This window comes from Streptomyces sp. HUAS TT7 (genome assembly GCF_051550175.1).
In the GTDB taxonomy this organism is placed as follows: Bacteria; Actinomycetota; Actinomycetes; order Streptomycetales; family Streptomycetaceae; genus Streptomyces.
On the sequence record NZ_CP196175.1, the window covers coordinates 978627 to 1002092 of the forward strand.

The following is a 23466-nucleotide window of genomic DNA, read 5'->3' on the forward strand; positions in this document are numbered from 1 at the left end:
GCGGCCTGGCTACCCCTCAGTGATGCCCGTCCCCCCGGTTGAGTTCCCGGTACTCCTCGGCCGTCGGCTTCGGGATCTGGCTGCCGGGGCCGTACATCGCCTTTGCCAGGCGGGCGCGCAGGCGGTCGGAGCGGCGCGCTTTGCGCACCACTCCGTTCGCGTCGACGGTCGGGCCGAGCTCGTAGGGCCGGGGCTGTTCGTGGGCGGTCAGGGTGTACAGCTCGGCCTGGGTGAGCGGGTTGTGGACCTCCACGTACTCCCCGTGCGGCAGGCGCTTGACGATGCCCGACTCGCGGCCGTGCAGGGCCTTGTCCCGGTCGCGGCGCTGGAGCCCCTGGCAGAACCGTTTGGCGACGACGAAGGCGACGGCGGGGCCCACGAAGACACCGATGCGTACGAACCAGGTGATCGCGTTGATCGACACATGGAAGTGGGTGGCCCACAGGTCGTTGCCGCCGCCGATGAGCAGCACTCCGTACAGCGTCAGCCAGGCGACGCCGAGGCCGGTGCGGACGGGTGCGTTCCGGGGCCGGTCGGCGATGTGGTGCTCGCGTCTGTCGCCGGTGATCCACGCCTCGATGAACGGGTAGACCGCGATCGCCGTCATGATCAGCGGGAAGAGCATGAAGGGGATGAAGACGCCGAGTTGGAGGGTGTGGCCCCAGGCGTTGATCTCCCAGCCGGGCATCACCCGGATCAGCCCTTCGGAGAATCCGAGGTAGAAGTCGGGCTGGGCTCCGGTGGACACGAGGTCAGGCCGGTAGGGGCCGATCGCCCACAGCGGGTTGATGGTGGCGACCGCGCCCATCACCGCGAGCACCCCGAACACCAGGAAGAAGAAGCCACCCGCCTTGGCCAGGTAGACGGGCAGGAACGGCGCTCCCACCACGTTCTTCTCGGTCCGGCCGGGCCCGGCGAACTGGGTGTGCTTGTGGTAGAAGACCAGGATCAGATGGACCACGACCAGGCCGAGCATGATGCCGGGCAGCAGCAGGACGTGAATCGGGTAGAGCCGCGAAATGATGTCGTGGCCGGGGAACTCGCCGCCGAAGAGGAAGAACGAGAGGTACGTTCCGATCACCGGGATCGACAGGATCGCGCCCTGGGCGAAGCGGATGCCGGTGCCGGAGAGCATGTCGTCGGGGAGCGAGTAGCCGGTGAGCCCGGTGAGCAGGGCCAACATCAGGATCGTCCAGCCGAACAGCCAGTTCACCTCGCGCGGCTTGCGGAACGCGCCGGTGAAGAACACCCGCATCATGTGCACGAGGAGTCCGGCGACGAAGACGATCGCCGCCCAGTGGTGGATCTGCCGGATGAGCAGTCCCCCGCGCACATCGAGGCTGATGTTCACGGCGGATTCGTAGGCCCGCGTCATGCGGATGCCGTTCAGCGGCGGGTACGAGCCGTGGTAGACGACTTCGACGCCGCTCGGCTCGAAGAACAGGGTCAGCCAGATGCCGGTCAGGATGAGGATGAGGAAGCTGTAGAGGCAGATCTCGCCGAACATGAACGACCAGTGGTCCGGGAAGATCTTGCGCATGTTGGCCTTGGCCAGCGTGTGGATGCCGAGCCGGCCGTCCGCCCAGTCCGCGAGCCGCTCGCCCTTGCCGGTCTCGGGCGGCCGTCCGTTGGTCCGGGTGCCTTCGATGCGTCCGCTCATGCGTCTCCCCCTCAGGCGGATACCAGGGTAGACACGGTGTCCCCCCACAGCCAACAGGGCCTGGAGTAAAGGGATGTGATTAGCCATCAGATGGTGGCCGCATTCGGGTGGGGCGCGGCACGTTCACCGTGGGTGGTGCGTTCGGGTCGTGCGGCGGTGCCCGGCCCCGGCCGCCGCACACGGTGTCCGGGCGGCCATTCCCGCTGATTGCGGTGGCCGTCCGCGAGAATGCCGTACCGCAGTCTTTGAGGGGCTCGCTCGACAGACGGGACTCGGCACATGACGGAAATCGATGCGTCTCGCACGGCACCGGAAGCGTTCGAGGCGGGTTTCCGGCTGCGCGATGTGGTGGTGCGCGAGCTCGACGCACGCTGGCCGGCCGGGGCGGACGGCGTCGACGAGGTGTGCCGCCACTCGCTCCTGCCGGCCGGGAAGCTGTTCCGGCCGTGCCTGCTCCTGGCGAGCGCGCAGGCGGTCGGCGGCGACCCGATGAGCGTGCTTCCGGCGGCGGTCGCGGCGGAGTTCGGGCATGTCGGGAGCCTGATCCACGACGACATCATCGACGCGGACGCGGTGCGCCGCGGCCGTCCGGCGGCCCACCGCAAGTACGGGGTCGACGAGGCCATCGTCGCGGGCGACCTGCTCTTCTTCTCGCTCTTCGAGTGCCTTGCGGAGTGCCGCGAGCGGGGTGTTCCGGCCGACCGGGTGGTGACCGCGGTCGCCGCGATCTCGCGGGCCGGAATGGATCTGTGCCGGGGCCAGAGCCTGGAGGCGCGGCTCACCGGGCGGCGGGTGTTCGAGGTGGGCCCGTATCTGGAGATGGTCCGCCTGAAGACGGCTGCACTGTTCCGCGCGGCGTGCGAGGTCGGCGGGATCCTGGGCGGGGGCGGCCCGGCCGCGCTCGCCTCGCTGGTCTCGTACGCGAACCATCTGGGCGTCGCCTTCCAGGTCCACGACGATCTGCTGGCCTACACCAGCGACGCGGAGAGCGCGGGCAAGGCGCCGACGAGCGACATCCGCAACGGGCGGCCCGTGCTGCCGGTCATCCTCGCCCACCGCGACGGCGGCGAGTCCAGCCGTCGGCGGATCGAGGACTGCCTTTCGGGGCGTACGGATCCGGCCGAGGCGCTGGCCACGCTGACCGTGATCCTGCGGACGTCGGGGGCGATCGACGAGTCGCTCGCCCTGGCCGGCCGGCACGCGCGCGCGGCCGTCGCCGCGCTCGACGGACTGCCGCACGGCGAAGGGCGTGATCTGCTCGCCGAGTTCGTGACCCGGGCGCTGGCCGCGTTGCCGGGCGCGGGGACGGGCGCGGGGACGGGCGCGGGGACGGGCGCAGGGACGGGCGCGGGTGCGGGAACGGGCGCGAAGGCGGGCGCGGCGACGAGCACCCCCGGGAACCGGCCGGGCTGAGCCACCGGGGCCGAATCCGATCGAGGGCTGTGACCATCCGTCACAGCCCTCACTTGTGCCCCCTCGGCACCGGTCTCCGGGGGCCGTAAGGCGCCGCCGCACCCACCCCAACCAGCCATGTTTACTTGTTACTTGACTCAAGATGACTGCCAATGTTGAATTTATTGGGTCGCAGAGTCAGCCGAGGAGGCAGGACACTATGGGGGACGACAGCACCGCCGGAATCATCCTGGCGGGCGGCAGGGGGGAACGGGCGAAGCCCATCACCCTGCAGTCCGCCGACTACATCCGCAGCAAGGCGCTCATACCGTTCGCCGGCCGGCCGCTCATCGAGTGGATCGTCGAGGCCTGCCGGGAACAGGGCATCCGCCGCTTCTACGTGGTGGCCCAGGGCATGGAGAACCGGAGCCAGATCAAGCTCGTGCTCGGTCACGGCGAGCGGTACGGCGTCGAGATCAACTACTCGCGGTCCCGGTTCGACCAGTACAACGTCGGCTCGGGCGCCGCCACTTTGCACAACCTGGAGCAATGGGACCTCACCGGGCCCGCGCTCGTCATGCCGGTCGACTCGCTGTTCGACTTCTCGCTCGACCGGCTGCTCGCCACCCACACCGCAACGGACGCCCTTGTCACGGTCGCGGCCGTCACCCGCACCCCGCAGGAGACCGCCAACAAGTACGGCGTCATGCGCACCACCGGCCAGGGGCTCATCTCCGGCTTCGTCGAGAAGCCCCGGCTCCAGCTCATCGAGCACCTCTTCCCCGAGGCGCTCGCCACCCCACATGCCCGCACCATCGCCACCAGCGCGGGCATGTATCTCATCGACTGCGGCAGGCTCCGACTGGCCGCCCGCAATCCGGAGTTGATCCGGCTCGCCCAGCAACGCCTGGACTGGGGCGGCGACTTGCTGCCCTGGCTGGTCGGCCACGACTTACCGGTCGCCGTCGAGCCGATCGACCGGCTGGGCGACCTCGGCAGCATCGGCGACTATCTCGCCACGCTGGGCGAGGTGCTGACCGGCCAGTATCCGCAGATGAACCGGGCGATGGAGAGCCCGCTCAGCACGGAGCCGCGGTACTGGATCCACGAGTCCAGCCTGCGCACCAAGGACAACGTCACCGGAACCACCCTCGCCCAGAAGATCGCCGACGGCAGCGTCGTCATCGGGCCCGGGGTGCGCATCGGCCGCCATGCCGAGATCGGGGCCGGCGTCCACCTCCAGTACACGGACATAGGCGACGGCGTCGACGTGCACGAGGGCGTCCATCTGAACCGCTCCGCGCTGGGCGACGCCGCGGTGGTCGGGGCGTACGCGCAGATCAGCGACTCCTACATCGGGCCGATGGCGCATGTGCACTCCGAGCGGCGCAGCCCGGTCCGCCTGGACGACCACTCGGCTCTCGGCGACGGAGCCCATCTGTGGCCCGGGACCCGCCTGTCGGGGGTCAGCGTCTACCCGAGGCTGCGCGTGCCCGCCGTCTCGGGACTGCCCGCGGGGACGCAGCTCACCAGCTCGGACGACATCCTGCAATGGGTCTGACCCGAAGTCCGGGTCCCAACTCCCTGACCGATCAACGGATATGACGCTCTTTCAGGAGACTTCCGTGAACAGTCCGATCGCAGTGATAGGCGGTACCGGCCGGGTAGGCCGGCTCGTAGCGCAACGGCTCCTGGACCGCGGTGACGCGGTACGGGTCGTCGGCCGCAGCACCGAGCGCGGCCGGGAACTGCCCGAGGAGGCGCAGTTCTTCCTCGGTGACGTACGCGAACCGGAGACGCTGCGCATTCCGCTGCGCGGCTGCTCAGCGATCATCTACACCGTCGAGCCGGGCACCGATCAGGCGGGCCCCGACAGCCCCGAGTCCACCGTGCACACCGGGGTCCGCAACGCTCTGGCCGCGGCGCGCGGTGGAGCGGTGCTCCCGCAGTTCGTGCTGGTCAGCCAGCGCTACGTGACGCGCAGGGACCACCCGATGAACGCCTACGGCCGGATGCTGGACTGGCGGCTCGCCGGCGAGGACGCGGTGCGCGTGTCGGGCCTGCCCTACACGGTCGTGCGGCCGAGCTGGCTGACCGACCTGGACGGCGACTCGCGCATCACCCTTGAGCAGGGCGACCGCAGGGACGGCTATGTCTCGCGCCGGGACGTGGCCGAGGCCTGCGTCCAGGCCCTGTACTGCCCCTCCGCGCGCGGGGTCACCTTCGAAATGCGCAGTGAGCCCGGCAGCGCGCCGACCGCATGGGAGCCGCTCTTCGCGCGGCTCCGCTCCGACGAGCCGGCCTACGAGGCCTCTGGCCGCCAGTTATCCGATCCGGTCGCCGACCGGGCCATTGCTTGACCATCCGCTTGACGTCGAGTCATCAGACTCATCAGACCAGGGAGGCACCCGTGACCGAGGCGCCGCAGATCACCGCAGGACGGCCGCAGCCGCTGGGGACCACTGTCGACGCCGACGGGGTGAACTTCTCCGTCTTCTCCGAGCACGCCACACGCGTGGACCTGCTGCTGTTCGACCGCTGCGACGACCCCGAGCCCTCCCGGACCATCCAGCTCCACCCCGACCGCCACCGCAGCTTCCACTTCTGGCACTGCCATGTGCGGGGACTCGGCGCCGGGCAGGTCTACGCGTACCGGATGGACGGGCCGCACGACACCAGCAGGTCGGGCGCCCGCTTCGACCACCGCAAGGTGCTGCTCGACCCGTATGCCCGCGCCAACATCAACAGCCGCTGGAAGCGCACCCACGCCATCGGCCTCGACGACAACGTCGCGCACTCCATGCGCAGCCTGGTCGTCGACCTCGACGACTACGACTGGGAGGGCGACGAGCCACTGCGCACCCCCATGTCGGAGACGATCATCTACGAGCTGCATGTGCGCGGCGCGACGGCCTCACCGACCTCGCACGCCGCGAACCCCGGCACCTTCTCCGCCCTGACGGAGAAGATCCCGCACCTGAAGGAGCTGGGGATCACCGCCGTGGAGCTGCTTCCCGTCTTCGACTTCGACGAGACGCAGGTGCTGCGCACCGGGCCCGACGGCAGCGAGCTGCGCAACTACTGGGGCTACGACCCTTACGGCTTCTTCGCCCCGCACACGGGCTACTGCTCCGAGCCCCATCTCGCGGGCCACATCGCCGAGTTCCGCGACATGGTCAAGGCGTTCCACAAGGCGGGCATCGAGGTCATTCTCGATGTCGTCTTCAACCACACCAGCGAGGGCAACGAGTACGGCCCGACGATCAGCTTCCGCGGTCAGGCCAACGAGGCGTACTACCACCTGTGGCCGCAGGACCGCAGTCACTACATGGACTTCACGGGCTGTGGAAACGCCGTCAACGCCAACCACCCGATGGTCACCAAGTTCATCCTGGAGTCCCTGGAGTACTGGGTCCGCGAGCACCATGTGGACGGGTTCCGCTTCGACCTCGCCTCCGAACTGTCGCGTGGCGCGCTCGGGTACGAGATGGCGGTGCCGCCGGTGCTGTGGGCGATCGAGCTGTCGCAGGTGCTGGCCGAGACGAAGATCATCGCGGAGCCGTGGGACGGCGGCGGCCTCTACCAGGTCGGCCGGTTCCCCGGGAAGCGCTGGGCGCAGTGGAACGGCCCCTTCCGGGACGACGTACGCCGCTTCGTGCGCGGTGACGCCGGGCTCGTGGGGGACATCGCCGCCCGGCTCGGCGGCTCCGAGGACCTGTTCGGCCCGCAGCACGAACTGCCCACCAACAGCATCAACTTCATCACCTGCCACGACGGCTTCACCCTCAACGATCTGGTCAGCTACGACGAGAAGCACAACTACGCCAACGGCGAGGCCGGGGCCGACGGCGCCGGCGAGAACTTCAGCTGGAACTGCGGCGTGGAGGGACCCAGCGACGACCCCGAGGTCGAGCGGCTGCGGGTGCGGCAGATGAAGAACCTGCTCGCCGTGCTGATGCTCAGCCGGGGCGTGCCGATGCTGCTCGCCGGCGACGAGTTCCGCAACAGCCAGGGAGGCAACAACAACGCCTACTGCCAGGACAACCCGACGTCATGGCTCGACTGGGACCAGGCCGAGAAGGAGCAGGAGACCTGGAACTTCACCCGACGACTGATCGAACTCCGCAGGCGCTACCGCACCTTCCGTGAACCCCGTTTCTACAACGGACACCTCAACTCCCGTCTGCTGTCCGATGTCACCTGGCACGGCACCAAACTGGAGCAGCCCGGCTGGGAGGACACCCACGCCCGGGTGCTGGCCTGCACGCTCGGCGGCTTCAATCAGGACCCCGACCTGCATCTGATCCTCAACATGTACCACCTGGGCCTGGACTTCGAGCTGCCCCGGATCCGCGGCCGCCGCTGGCACCGCGTGCTCGACACCGCGCGCCCCGGTCCGTACGACATCCTCCCCGCCGGACAAGAGGAGCTGATCGACGACCACACCTTCCACGCCCACGGCCGCAGCGTCGTGTTGCTGGCGGCCCTGCCTGACGAGAAGGGCACCTCTCGATGAGTGGATCTGCCGAACGCCGCACGTTCTCCGACACCCTGGCGGGCTACGTCACGTACTACAGCCCCACCCAGCACCGTTTCGGTCTGCGCACCTCCGACGACCGGGAATTCACCGTCCACCTGCCCCGCAATGTCTCCTCTCGCATCGTGCGCAACCTCGGCGACGACTACCGCGACACCACCGCGAGCACCCAGGACATGCTCGCCGAGGGCCGCTACCTGTTCGCGTACGGGATCACCTACCAGTGGGAGGGCGGTGAGCGGTTCGAGGCGAAGGAGATCACCTTCCCCGAGGAGAGCCGCGGTTCCTACGTCTTCGAGCACCCGGCGTGGTGGGTCCAGCAGGCCGCCGCCGTAGCCGACTTCTATCTGCGCGGGCACTTCCCCGACGGCACGTACGACTGGCGCAACTTCCGCACCCATCTGACCCTCAGCGGCACCCATCTGCCCGACTTCGACGGCGCGGACGTGCGCCAGGAGACGGACACCATCTCGCGGCTCGTGTACGGGCTGTCCACCGCGTATCTGCTGACCGGCGAGGACCGCTTCCTGGAGGCCGCCGAGAGCGGCACCGAGTATCTGCGCGAGCACATGCGGGTCACCGACGCGCAGGACGGGATCATCTACTGGTACCACGGCATCGACGTGACCCGGACGGGCCAGCGCAAGGTGTTCGCCTCGGAGTTCGGCGACGACTTCGACGCGATCCCGATGTACGAGCAGATCTACGCGCTTGCCGGGCCCACCCAGACGTACCGCATCACCGGTGACCCGCGGATCCTGAACGACATCGACGGCACGGTGGCCCTGTTCGAGCGGTACTTCAGGGACCGGAGCCTCGGCGGGTTCTTCTCGCACCTGGACCCGATCACGCTCGACCCGAACGCGGACTCGCTCGGCCGCAACCGGTCCCGCAAGAACTGGAACTCGGTCGGCGACCACGCCCCCGCGTACCTGATCAACGCCTATCTCGCCACCGGCCGCGAGGACTTCGCGGCGCTGCTCGAAGAGACGGCGGACACCATCGTCGAGCGCTTCCCCGACGAGGAGACCAGCCCGTTCGTGCAGGAGCGCTTCCACGCCGACTGGAGTCCCGACCGCACCTGGGGCTGGCAGCAGGACCGGGCCGTGGTCGGCCACAACCTGAAGATCGCCTGGAACCTGACCCGGATCAAGGCGCTGCACGACAAGACGGAGTACGGCGTCACCGCCGACCGGATCGGCGAGATCATGCCGGCCGTGGGCAGCGACCAGCTGCGCGGCGGCTGGTACGACGTGGTCGAGCGGCGCCCCGACCCGGACAGCGGCATCCACCGCATGGTGTGGCACGACCGCAAGGCGTGGTGGCAGCAGGAGCAGGCGATCCTCGCCTATCTGATCCTGGCCGGCACCTCGGGCGACCCCGAGCAGCTGCGTCTCGCGCGTGAAGCCGCCTCGTTCTACAACGCGTTCTTCCTCGACTACGACGACGGCGGCGTCTACTTCAACGTGCTGGCCAACGGCATCCCGTATCTGCTCGGCACCGAGCGGCTCAAGGGCAGCCACGCCATGGCCGGCTACCACTCGCTGGAACTCTGCTATCTCGCGGCCGTCTACACCGGCCTCCTGATCAGCAACGACCCGCTCACGCTGCACTTCCGGCCGCGCCCGTCGGATCTTCCGGACCGCACGCTGCGGGTCGCGCCCGATCTGCTGCCGGCGGGTTCGGTGGAGCTGACCCGGGTGTGGGTGGACGGCGAGCCGTACCACCGCTTCGACAACAAGGAGCTCACCGTCAAGCTGCCCGAGGGGGACGTGCCGGTGCGGGTGCGCGTCGAGCTGGAGCCGGCACAGATGCGGCTGCGGATGCGCACCGAGTTCGACGGCGACACCGCGCACGTCCGCTGCGACGGGGTCATCGACGCGGCCGAGCTGGAGAAGTTCCGCCGGATTCTGGGCGAGGTCATGGCCGCGGAGCCGCAGCGGGTGGAGTTCCACCTGTGCCAGGTCACCGAGATGTGCCGGCCCGCCATCAACGAGCTCCTCTTCCAGCGCACCAAGGCCGGTCTCGACGCGGACTTCGTCATCGTGGGGTGCACGCTGCCCGACGTCGCCGACGCCCTGCTCTCCACCGATGCCTTCCTGCTTGAGGGCGGTGACGAGTGCGCCCATGAATGACTTCTCTCGTCCGCTGGGCTCCAGCGCACACCGATCGATTCGGACACTCCCGGGGGCACCGTGTCTTCCATCCTCCAACTCTCCGACGCCCGCAGGGCTCCTGCCACGGCGGACTTCACCGGCTACTGCCAGGACCTGTTCGTCGCGCTGACGCGCTCCGACCAGCGGCGCTGGGGCGAGGTGTATCTGCGTGGGCTGCTCGACGTACCGGGCCGCAAGACGCCCACCAGGATCTCCGAGCACGTGCTCGGGCACCGGGCGGTGCAGCAGCTCCAGCAGTTCGTCCACCAGAGCCCGTGGGACTCGGGGCCGGTCCGCCGGCGGATCGCCGAGCGGACGGGTGAGGTGTTCCGCACCGAGGCGTGGGCCGTCGACGAGGTGGTGTTCGCGAAGAACGGCGACCGCTCGGTCGGCGTGGCCCGCCAGTACGCCCCGTCGCAGCAGCGCACCGTCAACTGCCAGCTGGCGTACGCCACTTCACTGGTGGGGACGGGCGGCGGCCTGCCGGTGAACTGGCGGCTGCTGCTCCCCCAGCGCTGGGACCAGGACGAGCGGCTGCGCGGCCAGGCCCATCTGCCGGACGAGGAGCACTGCCGGCCGCGCTGGAGCTACGTTCTGGAGGCCCTCGACGAGATGACCGAGGAGTGGTTCCTGGAGCCGCAGCCGGTGCTCGCCGACTGGCGCTCCGAGAGCGATGTGGAACCGCTCCTTCGGGGTCTGGAGGCGCGCGGCCACGGCTACTTGATCGAGGTGTCGCCCAGCACCGGCGTCACCCTGCCGCGTCCGCATGCCGCCTCGCCGGCGACGCGGGGCACGGTGACCGAGCTCGCCGAGCACGTGGCGCGGCGTGACGAGCGCACCCCGATCGCCTGGCACGACCGTACGACGGAGCGGATGCGGCGCTCGCAGTTCCTGTCCGCTCCGGCGCTGCTGTGCTCGGACGGGCCGCAGCACGCGGTGCACCGGCAGCGGCCCCGGCACCTGGTCACGGACTGGCCGTACGGCCGGCCCGCGCCGCGCTCCTACTGGCTGACCAATCTGCCGGCCCGCCGGCTCGCCGAGGCGATTCCGCTGGCGCAGCTGCGCAGTCTGTCCGCGGACGGGTTACGCAGACTGCAGGAGGACTTCGGTCTTGGTGACTTCGAGGGCCGCTCGTTCCGCGGCTGGCACCATCACGTCACGCTCGCCTCGGCGGCGCTCGCCTTCGACGCGCTGAGCAGGCACACCGAGGAGGAGTGGCTGAGCGGACAGGGCGCCTGATGATCTGAGCTGTGAGTCGACCGGCCGTCCGCCGGGCCCGCTTGGGGCCCTGCGGACGGCCATTGGCTATTTCGTCCAGCCCACGGCCGCGAAGTCGATGTCGCCGAGGCCCGGTATCCCGTAGTTGGCGAGGCCCTTGCGGACCGCCATCATCTGCGGGCGCTGGTAGAGCTCGACGTCGTGGCCGAGCTTCCAGATCTCCGCGTCGGCCTGGTTGTACAGCTGGGCGGCGCGCGCCGGATCGAGGGTGCCGGAGGCCTGCTGAAGGAGGTTGTCCAGCGTGGTGTCCGAGATCCGGCCGTAGTTCTGGAAGCTCTGGGCGCCGCGCGGCAGCCGGTAGACGGCCTGCGACTGGCTGGGGTAGGTGAGGTCGGTGAAGCGGAAGATCGCCAGGTCGAAGTTGCCGACGTCGAGGTATTTCGGCCCGTAGTCGTCGGCCGGCACCTTCTGGATCTCCACCCCGATGCCGACCTGGGCGAGCATCTGCTGGAGCAGCTGGGCGAGGTCGAGGCCGAGCCGGTTGGTGGACTCCGCGATCACGAATCGCAGGTTGAGGGTCTGCCCGCCCTTGACGCGCGGCTTGCCCTGGCCGGGCGACTTCCAGCCCGCCCTGTCGAGAAGCTGTTCCGCGGCCTTGGGGGCGAACTTGCCCAACTCGCCCGAGTTGTCGGCGTATCCGGGCTGGTTGGTCATGAAGATGTGATTGCCGAGCAGCGGCACCCCGACGGGCAGCCCCTCGGCCGCGACGTTCGCCAACGCCTGCCGGTCGACGGCCTGTTGGAGGGCGTGGCGTACCTCGACGTCCTGGAGCGGGCCGCCCGCGCCGTTGAGACTGACATGCACCTCGTCCCAGGCGGAGCCCGTGCGCACCGTGCTGTTGCGGGCCGGCTTGAGCTGTTGGTACGCCTCGGCCGTGGCCGCGTTCACCGCGTCGATCTCGCCGTTGAGGTAGGCCTGGAGGGCGGCGGCCGGCAGCAGCGCGCGGAAGACCACCTTGTCCAGGCGGGGTCTGGTGCCCCACCAGGCGGGGTCGGGCACGGCCGTGACGGACTGGGTCGTGCGGTCCATCGAGGCGATCCTGAACGGGCCCGCGGTGACCGGGATCCGCCCGGACCAGCCGTTGTTGAACTGCTCGGGCGTGCTGGTGGCGGACGCCGGGAAGAGCGGGTCGAACAGGCGCTGCCAGTCGGCGTACGGGGAACGGAAGACGACCTGCACCTCGCTCGGGTCACCGCCCTGGCGCACCTCGGATATCTGGTCGTAGCCGGATGGATCGGCCACCAGATAGCGGTCGTCGCCCCGGCCGAGCGCCTTCCACTCGGCCTCGAAGTCGGCGACGCCGAGCGGCTTTCCGTCCGACCAGCGGGCGTGCGGGTTGAGCTTGTAGGTGACCGTCTGCGGCGAGGTCGTGGTGACGGACGCGGAGAGCAGGTAGTCGGGGTTGGCGTGCGGGACACCCTTGGCGTCACGGCGGAACAGCTTGGGCTCGACCAGGCTGTCGATCTCCGAGGCCTCGCCGATCGTCCCCGCGGCCTGGTTCACGTTGTACTGCGTGACCCACTGGGAGGTGGCGAGGGTGAGGGTGCCGCCCTGGCGGAGGTTCTGCGGCGGCTGGCGGCCGATGTCTTCGGTTCCGTAGGCGGGGGCCTTCATGGTGCGGGGGGACGCGCCGTGCTGCGGCGCCGCCGAGGTCGTACAGCCCGCGAGCGCCAGTGCCGCCGCACCCAGCGCCGCCCATGCCCGCGCTCCCCGTAACCGAGCCACTCCAGCCTCCGTCCTGACGACGCGTCAATTAGCCGAACTGATCTGCGATTTACCGCTGGGACCTTAGCATTGCGGCATGTCAGGCCGGTGAACTGTCCATGCCGCCCGCCCCTTTGAGGAGACACTCTTGGTCGGCCGCTTGTCCAAGCGCCTCGCCCACGGCGCGCTCCTGCTTCTGTTCTCGGTCTTCCTGTCGTACGTCATCTCCTCCTCCGCGCTCAGTCCGCGCGCCTACTTCGAGGACCGTCAGCCGCGTCCGTCGGCCGCCACGGTCGACCATGAGCTCGCGCTGCTCGGCACCGACGACCGGACACCGGTCCTGGAGCGCTTCGGGCACTGGTCGTGGCGGGCCGTCCACGGCGATCTCGGGCGAACGGTGGACGGGGGCTCGGTGGACGCGGAGTTCGGCCGCCGGATCGGGGTGTCCACCCGACTGCTGCTCATCGGCACCCTGGTCGGCACCGGGCTCGGCGTGCTCGCCGGGCTCTGGGCCGCGGTCCGCCGACACCGCCTGCCCGACCGGGCGCTGACCGTGTTCTCGTTCCTGGTCCTGTCGGTGCCCACGTTCGTGCTTGCGCTGCTCTTCAAGGAGGGCGCCCTGTGGTTCAACCAGAGCGCGGGCCACACGGTGATCCGCTACACCGGCGAGCGCACCCCCGGCCTCACCGGCTCCCTCGCCACCCATCTCAAGGACCGGGCCGTCCATCTCACCCTGCCCGCGGCCACGGTCGCGCTCGGCGCGGTCGCCTCCTACAGCCGCTACCAGCGCGGCGCCACGCTCGACGTGCTCGGCTCCGACCATCTGCGGACCGCGCAGGCCAAGGGGCTCACGCCGGGCCGGGCGCTGCTGCGGCACGGGCTCCGCACCTCGCTGATCCCGCTGACCACGTTCTTCTCGTTCGGCTTCCTGACCCTGTTCACGGGGGCCGTGTTCACCGAGGAGATCTTCGGCTGGCCCGGCATGGGCAGCTGGTTCATGGACTCGGCGCAGAAGGGCGACATCAACTCGGTGGTCGCGGTCAACCTGTTCGCGGCGGCGACCGTGCTGCTCTCGGGCTTCGTCGCGGACGTGCTGCACGCCGTGCTCGATCCGAGGGTGCGCACACGATGAGTACGGACGCGATGGACACGGAAGCGATCGTGCTGCGCGGGCGCGGCGCCACGACCGGGCGGGCCCTGCTCCGCTCCCCCGGGGCCCTGACCGGCCTCGCACTGATCGCGGGCCTCTTCGCTCTCGCGTACGCGGGCCCCTACCTCACCAACTGGAGCTACACCGACATCGACTACACGGCCCTGCGCAGCGCCCCGGGCGCCCAGCACTGGATGGGCACCAGCCGGATCGGCCAGGACGTGTTCGCACAGACGGTGCGCGGACTGCAGAAGTCGCTGCTCATCGGCGCCCTTGTGGCCCTGGCCAGTACGACGCTCGGGGCGGCCTTCGGGACCTGCGCGGGGTACTTCGGCGGCTGGGTGGACCGGGTGCTCATGTTCGTGGTCGACCTGATGCTGGTGATTCCGGGCTTTCTGCTCCTGGTGCTGCTCGCGCCGAGGCTGCGCGGCCTTGGCTGGCCGGCGTTCGCGGGGCTCCTGGCCGCGCTCGGCTGGATGATCACGGCGCGGGCGGTACGGATCATGACGCTCTCGCTGCGGGAGCGGCCCTTCGTCGCCGCCGCGCACCACATGGGCGTCGGGCCGTTCCGGATCATCGTGCGGCACGTCCTGCCGCACCTGGCCTCGTTCCTGATCACGGACGCGACCGTGGCGGTGGCCGCCGCCGTGATCAGCGAGACGGGCCTGTCGTACTTCGGGTTCGGGGTGCAGCCGCCGGACGTGTCCCTGGGCACGCTCATAGCCTCCGGCACCGATGTGGCGCTGACCTGCCCGTGGATGTTCCTCTTCCCGGCCGGCCTGCTGCTGCTCTTCGTCCTCGCGGTGCACCTGGTGGGCGACGCGCTGCGGGACATTCTCGACCTCGGGTCCGACCGGGCTCAGGCCCTGCGATGACGGCCGCCACGGTGCTCGACGTCCAGGACCTGCACGTGTCGTACGCGGGCTCCTCCCGTACGCCACTGCCGGTCGTGCGCGGGGTGGGGTTCACCCTGCGGCGCGGCGAAGTCCTCGGCCTGGTCGGCGAGTCCGGGGCCGGCAAGACCGCGACCGCGCTCGCCCTGCTCGGGCTGCTTCCGCCGGGCGCGCGGGTGACCGGCTCGGTGCGGCTGCTCGGCACCGAGCTGGTCGGCCTGCCGGTGCGCGACCTCGCCCGGCTGCGCGGGAGCCGGATCGCGATGGTGTTCCAGGACCCGCTCGCGGCCTTCAACCCGGCCCAGCACATCGGCGACCAGATCGGCGAAGTCCTGCGCATCCATGAACGTCCACGTCCTACAAGGGAGTTGGCGCGGGGGCGCGCCTTGGAGCTCCTGGAAGGCGTGGGCGTACCGGACCCGTCCCGCATCGCGCGCTCGTACCCCCATGAGCTCTCCGGCGGACTGCGCCAGCGCGCCATGATCGCCATGGCGACCGCCAACGACCCCGACGTCATCGTGGCCGACGAGCCCACCAGCGCCTTGGACGCCACGGTCCAGGCACAGGTCCTGGCCGCCCTGGAGCACGCCCGCCGGGCGACCGGCGCGGCGCTGCTCCTGGTCAGCCACGACCTGGGGGTGATCGCCGGCGCGGCGGACCGGGTGGCTGTCATGTATGCGGGCCGGATCGTCGAAACGGCGCCGGTGGACGCCCTGTTCACGCGGCCCCGCATGCCGTACACGCTGGGTCTGCTCGGCTCGGTGCCGCGCCTCGACGCCGCCGTGCCGCTGACCCCGATACCGGGCGGTCCGCCCGCGCCGGGCAGCGCCGGACCCGGGTGCTCGTTCGCACCGCGCTGCCCGCTCGCGGCGGATGACTGCCGGTCCGGGGAACCCGAACTGGCGGGTTTCGACGGCCACTTGGCGGCATGCGTCCGCCCGGACGCCCTCGCGGGACAAAAGGCCGCCGACCTCTTCCCAGCCTCGGCCCCGCTGCACGGCACTCCCCCGGGCGGCGCGCCCCTGCTGCGCGTCGCGGGCCTCACCAAGTCGTTTCCGCTGCCCGGACGTTCGGGCCTTCGGTGGCGCGGGCGGCCGGCGGAGGTCCGGCTCGCGCTGGAACGGGTGGACCTGGAGGTCCGCCGGGGCGAGACGGTGGCGCTGGTCGGCGAGTCGGGCTCCGGCAAGACCAGCACCCTGATGGAGATCATCTCGCTGGGCGCACCCGAGTCCGGGACCGTCGAGATCGCCGGGTACGACACGGCCGCGCTGAGCCGCGCCGATGCCCGCAGGCTGCGGGGCTCGGTGCAGATCCTGGTGCAGGACCCGATGGCCAGCCTGGACCCGCGGATGCGGGTGGCCGACATCGTCGCCGAGCCGCTGCGCGCCCAGCGCGCCCCGAAGGAGACCATCGCGGCGCGGGTGCCCGAACTCCTGCGCCGGGTCGGCCTCGACGCCCCGGACGCGGAGCGCCGCCCGCACCAGTTCTCGGGCGGCCAGCGACAGCGCATCGCGCTCGCCCGGGCCCTCACCGTACGCCCCGAACTGCTGCTCCTGGACGAGCCGGTCTCCGCGCTCGACGTGTCCGTGCAGGCGGGCATCCTCGATCTGCTGCGCCGGCTGCGCGACGAGCAGGGCCCGGCCTGCCTGTTCGTCGCGCACGATCTGGCGGTGGTGCGGCAGATCGCCGACCGGGTGGTGGTGATGTACGGGGGCCGGACCGTGGAGAGCGGCCCGGTCACCGACGTGTTCCAGAGCCCGCGCCACCCCTATACGCGCGCCCTGCTGTCCGCCGTGCCGCTGCCGGATCCGGCGGCCGAGCGGGCCCGCGCCAGGATCGTGCTGCCGGGCGAACCTCCGGGTGCGTCGGAACGCGCGACGGGCTGCCGCTTCCGTGGCCGCTGCGCGGTGTACGCCACCCTCGGCGAGGAGCGGCAGCGGTGCGAGCGCGAGACCCCGGCGACGACGGGTGCGGACCCTTTGAACGAACACACCTCGGCCTGTCACTTCCCGTACGACGCGAAGGGGGTGCCCGCCCGGCTCGGCCCGGAGCAGGAGGAACACCCCCCGGTGCGCTGAGCCTGTGTCCGTACCCCGTCCGGATCGGACACAGGCTCCGAGGGTTCACACCCGGTGGGCCGAGACCGCGTCGCGGTAGACCCCCAGGGTCCGCTCGGCCACCTTGTCCCACGAGAAGTGCTCCACCGCCCGCGCCCTGCCCGCGGCACCGAGTGCGGCGGCCCGGCCCCGGTCCTCGATCAGGTCGTTGACGGCTTCGGCGAGGCCTGCCGCGAACTTGTCGGGATCGACCGGTTCGCCCGTGGCGTCGTCCCGTGCCTCGAACCCGACGAGAAGTCCGGTCACCCCGTCGTCGACGACCTCGGGGATCCCGCCGACCGCAGAGGCCACGACCGGGGTCCCGCAGGCCATCGCCTCCAGGTTCACGATGCCCATCGGCTCGTACACCGAAGGGCACACGAACACCGTTGCGTGGGTGAGGAGTTGACGTACGGAGTCCTGATCCAGCATCCCGTCGATGCGGAAGACCCCGGTGCGTACGGTGCGCAGTTCCTCGACGATTTCCGCGGCCTCGGCGGCGATCTCGGGCGTGTCGGGCTGTCCGCAGCACAGCACCAGCTGGGCGTCGGAGCGCAGACCGAACGCGGCCCGCAGCAGGTGCGGCAGACCCTTCTGGCGGGTGACGCGGCCGACGAACAGCACGATGGGCAGGTCCGGGTCGATGCCGTACCGCTCCAGTGCGTCCAGGCGCGGGTCGGGCCGGTAGGCCTCGGGGTCGATGCCGTTGTGGATGACGTGCACCCGCTCGGGGTCGACGTCGGGGTAGACGCGCAGGATGTCGTCGCGCATCGCGGCCGACACGGCGATCAGGGCCGACGCGGACTGTGCGGCCGTGCGCTCCATCCAGCACGACAGGGCGTAGCCGCCACCGAGTTGCTCGGCCTTCCAGGGCCGCAGCGGCTCCAGGCTGTGCAGGGTCATGATGTGCGGCACGCCGTGCAGCAGGCCCCCGAGGTTCCCGGCCATGTTCGCGTACCAGGTGTGGCTGTGCACGACGTCCGCTCCGGCGCAGTCGGCGGCCATCGCCGCGTTTGCCCCGAGGAATCCCAGCGCGGCGTCCACCACGGCGAGGCGGGCCGGTGGCTCGTATGCGTCAACGCCGGGTTCCGTTCTGGCCGTTCCCAGACACCGCACTTGTACGTCAGCGAGCCGGCGCAGCCCCCGCGTCAGCTCGGCCACGTGAACGCCGGCTCCGCCGTAGACCTCGGGGGGATATTCACGGGTGAGTAGATCGATGCGCATTCCCTCTCCTTCCGATGTCCGCCTGTCAAGCCGGTTCAGCAGCACGTTCCCCCGTCCGCGTGCACCGCCTCCACGTGGGAACGCTGATAGCCAGGCGATATCGAGGCAGCACCTGATTCACGCATCAGGACCCCACTGATAAATACCCCCACAGAGAATACGGCGACAACGATCAGCCAAATCTGCTTCGATCCCATTGAAATATCCCCTCCCCGGACAGCTCAATTTGACTCAATGAGTCAACCAGGCGTGACCTTTTCAGTCAAGTCTTGTTTGGGTAATGAGCGATCTTGACTGTTACGGAAGAGGGAATTCCGAATAACCCGCGCAACGGGGCCCGAAAGCAGCCAAGTCACGCCCAGTTCGCCCCAAACCCCACGCCCGAAGCCCTTGCGGGCACCTGACTTCCGGGTAGCATCAGCTGTAATGATCTGAGTCAAGCCTCGTTGCTCAAGGAGTCACCGTGGATCACTCTGAGCCTTCCTCACCCGTCGGCCTTGGGCAGCGCATCCGGGAGCTCCGGATCCGGCGCGGGCTGAAGCAGCAGGACCTCGCATCCGAAGAGATCTCCACCAGCTATGTGTCGCTGATCGAGGCCGGCAAGCGGGCGCCCTCCGACGCGGTCCTGGGGGCCCTGGCCGAGAAACTGGGATCCTCCGCCGAATACCTCCGCACCGGCCGCGACCAGCATGAGATGAAGGAGGCCCGACTCAAGCTGGCCTTCGGCGACATGGCCTTGCGCAACGGGGCCGACGGCGAGGCGCTGCAGACCTTCAGCGAACTCCTCGGCGGCGCGTTGCCCCTGGACGCCGCGATGAAACGGCGGGCGCGCATGGGGCAGGCCGCGGCGCTGGAGAAGCTCGGGCGTCTGGAGGCCGCGATCCCCCTCCTTGAGGAGATCTTCGCCGACCGCGGGCTCGCGGCGGGATCGGACGAATGGTGCCGTACGGCTGTGGCGCTCTGCCGCTGCTACCGCAACATGGGCGACATCACGGTCAGCATCGAGATCGGCGAGCGGGCCATGAGCAAACTGGACTCGCTGGGCCTGGATGTGACGGTGGATCACATTCAGCTCGGATCGACCCTCATGGGCTCCTACCGCCAGCGTGGCGACCACGCCCGGGCCCATCTGCTGGCGCAGCGCCTCATCCCCGTGGCCGAGAAGCAGGGTGCGCGCGCCGCGCGGGGGGCCGTGTACTGGAACGCAGGCCTGGTCGCCCAGTCCCGCGGCCAACTGGCCGAGGCGCTGGCGCTGACCGAGCGCGCCCTGGCGATGATGGCCGAGGACGACAACGTACGCCACGTCGCCATGCTCAAGATGAACTACGGGTGGCTGCTGCTGCAGACCGAGTCCGGCGACGCCGCCCGGGCCAAGGACCTCCTGGAAGAAGCCCAGCAGTCGCTGGCGGAGGCCGGCAACGCCGACGAGCTCGCCCGCTGCGAACTCAACCTGGCCCGAGCCGACACCATGCTCGGCAACTGGGACGAGGCGGCCGCCCACGCCGAGCGCGCCCTCGGCCTGCTCGGCACCGAGCCCCGCGTCCTCGCCGTCTCCGCCCGCATCACCCTGGCCCAACTTCACTTCCTGCGGCAGGAGAGCGACCTCGGCAAGCAGGTGCTCGAAGCGGCCGCCCGTCAGTTGCGGCATTTCCCCGCTTCGCACGAGACCGCCACGTACTGGCGCCGTATCGGTGACCTGTGGAGGGACGAGGGACACTCCAAGCAGGCCCTCGCCGCCTATGACGCCGCGCTCTCCGCGACCGGGCTCCAGCCCACACCCAGCCCGCGCGACGCGCTCAGAGAGCAGGCGTCGCGCTAGCCCCCGAACCCGTCACCACGCCGAGCACCCGGTCGCGCAGCGTCTCCATCGCGGCCGGGGTCTCGGCCTCCACGTGGATGCGTACCAGCGGGGCCGTGCGCGCGGGGCGTACGTTGAACCAGGAGCCGTCGCCGAACTCCCCGGTGACGCCGTCGAGGTGGTCGAGTTCGGCCTCGGTCGCCGCGAAGTGCGCGGTGACGCGGTGCAGGGCCGCCACGGGGTCCTCGACCCGGATGCCGATCTCGCCGGAGCGCGGGTAGCGGTCGTGGCCCGCCGCCAGTTCCGACAGCCTGCGGCCCGAGTGGCCGAGCTCTGCCACGAGGTGCAGGGCAGCGAGCATGGCCGAGTCCGCGCACCAGAAGTCGCGGAAGTAGTAGCGGCCCGCGTGCGATCCGCCGAAGGCCGCGCCCTGTTCGGCCATCAGCGAGCGGATGGCCGCGCGCCCGACCCGGCAGCGCAGCGGGATGCCGCCGGCCGCCTCCACCGCCTCGACGGCGGTGCGCGAGGTGATGAGGTCGTGGACCACGGCGGCGCCGGGCCGCCGGGCGAGTTCGCGCGCCGCGACGAGGCCGACGACCGCGGCGGGCGGGACGGCGGCGCCCCGCTCGTCCACGGCGCGACAGCGATCCGCCCCCTCGTCGAAGGCGAGCCCCAGGTCCGCACCCGTACGCCGCACCCGCTCCCCGAGGTCCCAACTCCCTTGTGATGAGCGCTCGTTGGCTCCGAGGAACCGTACGGGCACGAGCTCCACCTCCGGGTGCAGCACCCGGGGTGCGGTGAGCGCCGCCATGCCGTGGGCGGCGTCGATCACCACCTTCAGCGGCCGGATGCCGGTGAGGTCGACGAGGGAGCGCAGATGCCGCGCGTAGTCGTCGAGGACCGGTGCGGCGACCGTGGAGCCCGGCTCGTCCGCCATCGGCGGGCGGGGTCCCGTGAGCCGCTCCCGGATCGCTTCGAGCCCCGTGCCCTCGGCGACCGTCACCGCGCCGGCCCGGCACAGCCCGATGCCGTGCGGCGCGCCGGGGCCGTGGCCCGCGGCGACCAGGGCACTGGGCACGTCCAACTGCCCCGACAGGTAGGTCAGGCAGTCCGCCGGTCCGGGTCCGGCGTCGAGGACGTCCGCGCCCTGGTCGAGTACCCCTTGGGCGAAGGCGTCCGCGAGCGCCGGCGAGGAGCCGCGCAGGTCGTGCGCCACCGCGACCACGGGCGCCCCGGTGAGCAGCGCGAAGGCGGTGCCGGTCCGGTAGGCGCCGCCCAGGTCCAGCTCGTCGGGGACCCGGCCGCGGATGCCGTACGTCCCGACGATCCGCTCGGCCGTGCCGCGTACCTCACTCATCGTCGCTCTCCTGGGGGTTCGGGCGGAGCCAGAAGGCGGCCAGCGGGGGCAGGGTGAGGGCGGCGCTCTGTGCGCGGCCGTGCCGGGGCACCGGCTCGGGCACGATGACGCCGGGGTTCAGCACGCCGCTGCCGCCGTAGCGTTCGGCGTCGCTGTTGAGGACCTCCGTCCATGCGGCGGCGTCGGGAAGGCCGATGCGGTAGCCGGTGCGGACCACCGGGGAGAAGTTGCAGACGACGACCAGCGGGCGGCCTTCGGCGTCGTACCGCACGAAGGACAGGACGTTGTCCTCGGCCCGGGATCCGTCGATCCAGGAGAAGCCCGCCGGGTCGCAGTCGAGCTGCCACAGCGCGGGGGTCGCGGTGTAGACCTGGTTCAGATCACTGACCAGGGAGCGGATGCCCCGGTGGTCGGCGTGGCCGGGCCAGTCCTCGTCGAGGACCCACCACTGCGGCCCGCGGTCGTGGTCGAATTCCTCACCCTGCGCGAACTCTTGGCCCATGAAAAGGAGTTGCTTTCCCGGATGGGCCCACATGTAACCCAGAGTGGCGCGGAGATTCGCGCGCTGCTGCCACCAGTCCCCCGGCATCTTCGCGACCAGTGAGCGCTTGCCGTGCACGACCTCGTCGTGCGAGAGCGGCAGCACAAACGCCTCGCTGTAGGCGTACACCATCGAGAAGGTCAACTCGTCGTGGTGATAGGAGCGGTGGACCGGGTCGCGGGCGACATAGCCGAGCGAATCGTGCATCCAGCCCATGTTCCACTTGAGGTCGAAGCCGAGCCCGCCGAATCCGTCCTGGCCCACCTCGTACGTGGGCCGGGTCACGCCCGGCCAGGACGTCGACTCCTCGGCGATGGTGAGGGCGCCCGGGGCGCGGCGGCGCACAGTATCGGTCATTTCCTGAAGGAAGGCGACGGCGGCCAGGTTTTCCCGTCCGCCGTGCTCGTTGGGGCTCCAGCCGTCCTCCTCCCGGGAATAGTCCAGGTAGAGCATCGAGGCGACGGCGTCCACGCGTATCGCGTCGACATGGAATTCGGTGCACCAGTAGACGGCGTTGGCGACAAGGAAGTTGCGCACCTCCCGGCGGCCGTAGTCGAATTCCAGGGTGCCCCAGTCCGGATGATGGGCGCGCCGGGTGTCCGCGGGTTCGTAAAGGGGCTCGCCGTCGAATCGGGAAAGGGCGAACTCGTCCTTCGGGAAGTGAGCCGGCACCCAGTCCGCGATGACCCCGATCCCGGCGCCGTGCAGCGCGTCCACGAGGTAGCGGAAGTCGTCGGGAGTGCCGAGGCGGGCGGTCGGGGCGAAGTAGCCGGTCACCTGGTAGCCCCAGGAGCCGCCGAAGGGATGTTCCATCACCGGCATGAGCTCCACATGTGTGAACCCCAGGCCGGCGACGTATTTCGGCAATTCTTCGGCGAGCTGACGGTAGGTCAGGCCCGGTCGCCATGACGGGATGTGGACCTCGTAGACCGACATCGGGCGTTGGCGGCAGTCCTCGCCGCCCCGCTGGGCCATCCACTCGGCATCGCCCCAGACGTACGAGGACTCATGGACGACGGAGGCGGTCGCGGGCGGGCACTCGGTTGCGCGGGCCAGCGGGTCGGCCTTCTGGAGCATGCGGCCGTCGCGGGTGTGGATCTCGTACTTGTAGCGGGTGCCGGGTCCGGTGTCCGGCACGAACAGCTCCCACACGCCGCTGGAGCCGAGCGAACGCATGGGGTGCGCGGCACCGTTCCAGCCGTTGAAGTCGCCGATGACGCGCACCCCTTGGGCATTGGGTGCCCACACCGCGAAGGTGGTTCCGGTGACGCCTTCGAGGGTGCGGACCCGGGAGCCGAGCGCCCGCCACAGCTCCCAGTGCCGGCCCTCCGCGATGAGGTGGAGGTCGAGGTCGCCGAGGGTGGGCAGGAAGCGGTAGCCGTCCTCGTGGCTCTCCTCGCGCTCGCCGTAGGTGACGTGGAGCCGGTAGGCGGGCACCGCGGTGCCCGGAAGGAGGCCGGTGAACAACCCGTCGCGCTGGTGGGCGAGTTCGACCCGGGCTCCGTCCGCGGTGACCGCCGTCACGCCGCGGGCGAGCGGGCGCAGCACTCTGACCGCGACACCGTCCGCGACCGGATGCGCGCCGAGCACGCCGTGCGGGTCGTGGTGCGCCCCCGCGAGCAGCCGGTCAAGCTCGGCGTCAGCCATGCGGGTCGTCAAGTGCCGTGTCTGGAGCACGGG

At 70.4% G+C, this 23466-nt stretch carries 15 protein-coding genes; 10 read left to right on the top strand and 5 right to left on the bottom strand.

Annotated features, from left to right (window positions below):
* Positions 1-16 precede the first annotated feature (16 nt).
* Positions 17-1660, bottom strand: coding sequence for a cytochrome bc1 complex cytochrome b subunit (gene qcrB, locus ACSHXC_RS04615; protein WP_438290305.1), 1644 nt, complete (start codon positions 1658-1660; stop codon positions 17-19).
* Positions 1661-1939: 279 nt separating this feature from the next.
* On the opposite strand from qcrB, the gene ACSHXC_RS04620 reads away from it, so the two are divergent.
* The 6 genes from ACSHXC_RS04620 (at position 1940) to ACSHXC_RS04645 (ending at position 10984) form a co-directional block, all read left to right on the top strand.
* Positions 1940-3073 carry a polyprenyl synthetase family protein gene (locus ACSHXC_RS04620; protein WP_438290306.1) on the top strand — a complete coding sequence of 378 codons (1134 nt, stop codon included), beginning with the start codon at positions 1940-1942 and terminating at the stop codon, positions 3071-3073.
* Between the two features lie 199 nt (positions 3074-3272).
* A complete protein-coding gene (locus tag ACSHXC_RS04625) occupies positions 3273-4613 on the top strand; it encodes a sugar phosphate nucleotidyltransferase (protein ID WP_438290307.1) in 1341 nt (446 codons plus the stop codon).
* 64 nt (positions 4614-4677) lie between these two features.
* On the top strand, positions 4678-5412 hold the full coding sequence (locus ACSHXC_RS04630) for an SDR family oxidoreductase (RefSeq protein ID WP_438290308.1): 735 nt from the start codon (positions 4678-4680) through the stop codon (positions 5410-5412).
* 50 nt (positions 5413-5462) lie between these two features.
* A complete protein-coding gene (glgX, locus tag ACSHXC_RS04635) occupies positions 5463-7568 on the top strand; it encodes a glycogen debranching protein GlgX (RefSeq protein ID WP_438290309.1) in 2106 nt (701 codons plus the stop codon).
* Positions 7565-9724: an AGE family epimerase/isomerase gene (locus ACSHXC_RS04640; RefSeq protein WP_438290310.1), complete on the top strand. Its 2160-nt coding sequence runs from the start codon at positions 7565-7567 to the stop codon at positions 9722-9724. The genes glgX and ACSHXC_RS04640 overlap by 4 nt, the downstream gene beginning before the upstream one ends.
* 60 nt (positions 9725-9784) lie before the next feature.
* Entirely contained in the window at positions 9785-10984 is a 1200-nt protein-coding gene (locus tag ACSHXC_RS04645; protein WP_438290311.1) for an IS701 family transposase, read from the top strand.
* Positions 10985-11050: 66 nt separating this feature from the next.
* On the opposite strand, the gene ACSHXC_RS04650 is transcribed toward ACSHXC_RS04645, so the two are convergent.
* The gene (locus tag ACSHXC_RS04650; protein ID WP_438290312.1) at positions 11051-12748 is read right to left on the bottom strand and encodes an ABC transporter family substrate-binding protein; all 1698 of its coding nucleotides are present in this window, start codon (positions 12746-12748) and stop codon (positions 11051-11053) included.
* A 127-nt stretch (positions 12749-12875) separates the two neighbouring features.
* Here ACSHXC_RS04650 and ACSHXC_RS04655 point away from each other — a divergent pair, with 127 nt between their 5' ends.
* From ACSHXC_RS04655 to ACSHXC_RS04665, 3 genes are read left to right on the top strand one after another with little or no spacing between them, the layout of a single operon-like run.
* The gene (locus ACSHXC_RS04655) at positions 12876-13859 is read left to right on the top strand and encodes an ABC transporter permease (protein WP_438290313.1); all 984 of its coding nucleotides are present in this window, start codon (positions 12876-12878) and stop codon (positions 13857-13859) included.
* On the top strand, positions 13856-14752 hold the full coding sequence (locus ACSHXC_RS04660) for an ABC transporter permease (protein ID WP_438290314.1): 897 nt from the start codon (positions 13856-13858) through the stop codon (positions 14750-14752). The genes ACSHXC_RS04655 and ACSHXC_RS04660 overlap by 4 nt, the downstream gene beginning before the upstream one ends.
* Positions 14749-16848, top strand: a complete 2100-nt coding sequence (locus tag ACSHXC_RS04665) for a dipeptide ABC transporter ATP-binding protein (RefSeq protein ID WP_438290315.1) — start codon at positions 14749-14751, stop codon at positions 16846-16848. Before ACSHXC_RS04660 ends, ACSHXC_RS04665 begins: the two co-directional genes overlap by 4 nt.
* A gap of 45 nt (positions 16849-16893) precedes the next feature.
* Here the strand turns inward: ACSHXC_RS04665 and glgA are convergent, their stop codons facing one another.
* Positions 16894-18090 carry a glycogen synthase gene (gene glgA, locus ACSHXC_RS04670; RefSeq protein WP_438290316.1) on the bottom strand — a complete coding sequence of 399 codons (1197 nt, stop codon included), beginning with the start codon at positions 18088-18090 and terminating at the stop codon, positions 16894-16896.
* A 463-nt stretch (positions 18091-18553) separates the two neighbouring features.
* Here glgA and ACSHXC_RS04675 point away from each other — a divergent pair, with 463 nt between their 5' ends.
* A complete protein-coding gene (locus ACSHXC_RS04675) occupies positions 18554-19909 on the top strand; it encodes a helix-turn-helix domain-containing protein (RefSeq protein WP_438290317.1) in 1356 nt (451 codons plus the stop codon).
* On the opposite strand, the gene manB is transcribed toward ACSHXC_RS04675, so the two are convergent.
* Both manB and glgB read right to left on the bottom strand, forming a co-directional pair.
* Entirely contained in the window at positions 19887-21245 is a 1359-nt protein-coding gene (gene manB, locus ACSHXC_RS04680; protein WP_438290318.1) for a phosphomannomutase/phosphoglucomutase, read from the bottom strand. The genes ACSHXC_RS04675 and manB overlap by 23 nt on opposite strands.
* Positions 21238-23463 carry a 1,4-alpha-glucan branching protein GlgB gene (gene glgB / locus ACSHXC_RS04685; RefSeq protein WP_438290319.1) on the bottom strand — a complete coding sequence of 742 codons (2226 nt, stop codon included), beginning with the start codon at positions 23461-23463 and terminating at the stop codon, positions 21238-21240. The genes manB and glgB overlap by 8 nt, the downstream gene beginning before the upstream one ends.
* Positions 23464-23466: the final 3 nt, after the last annotated feature.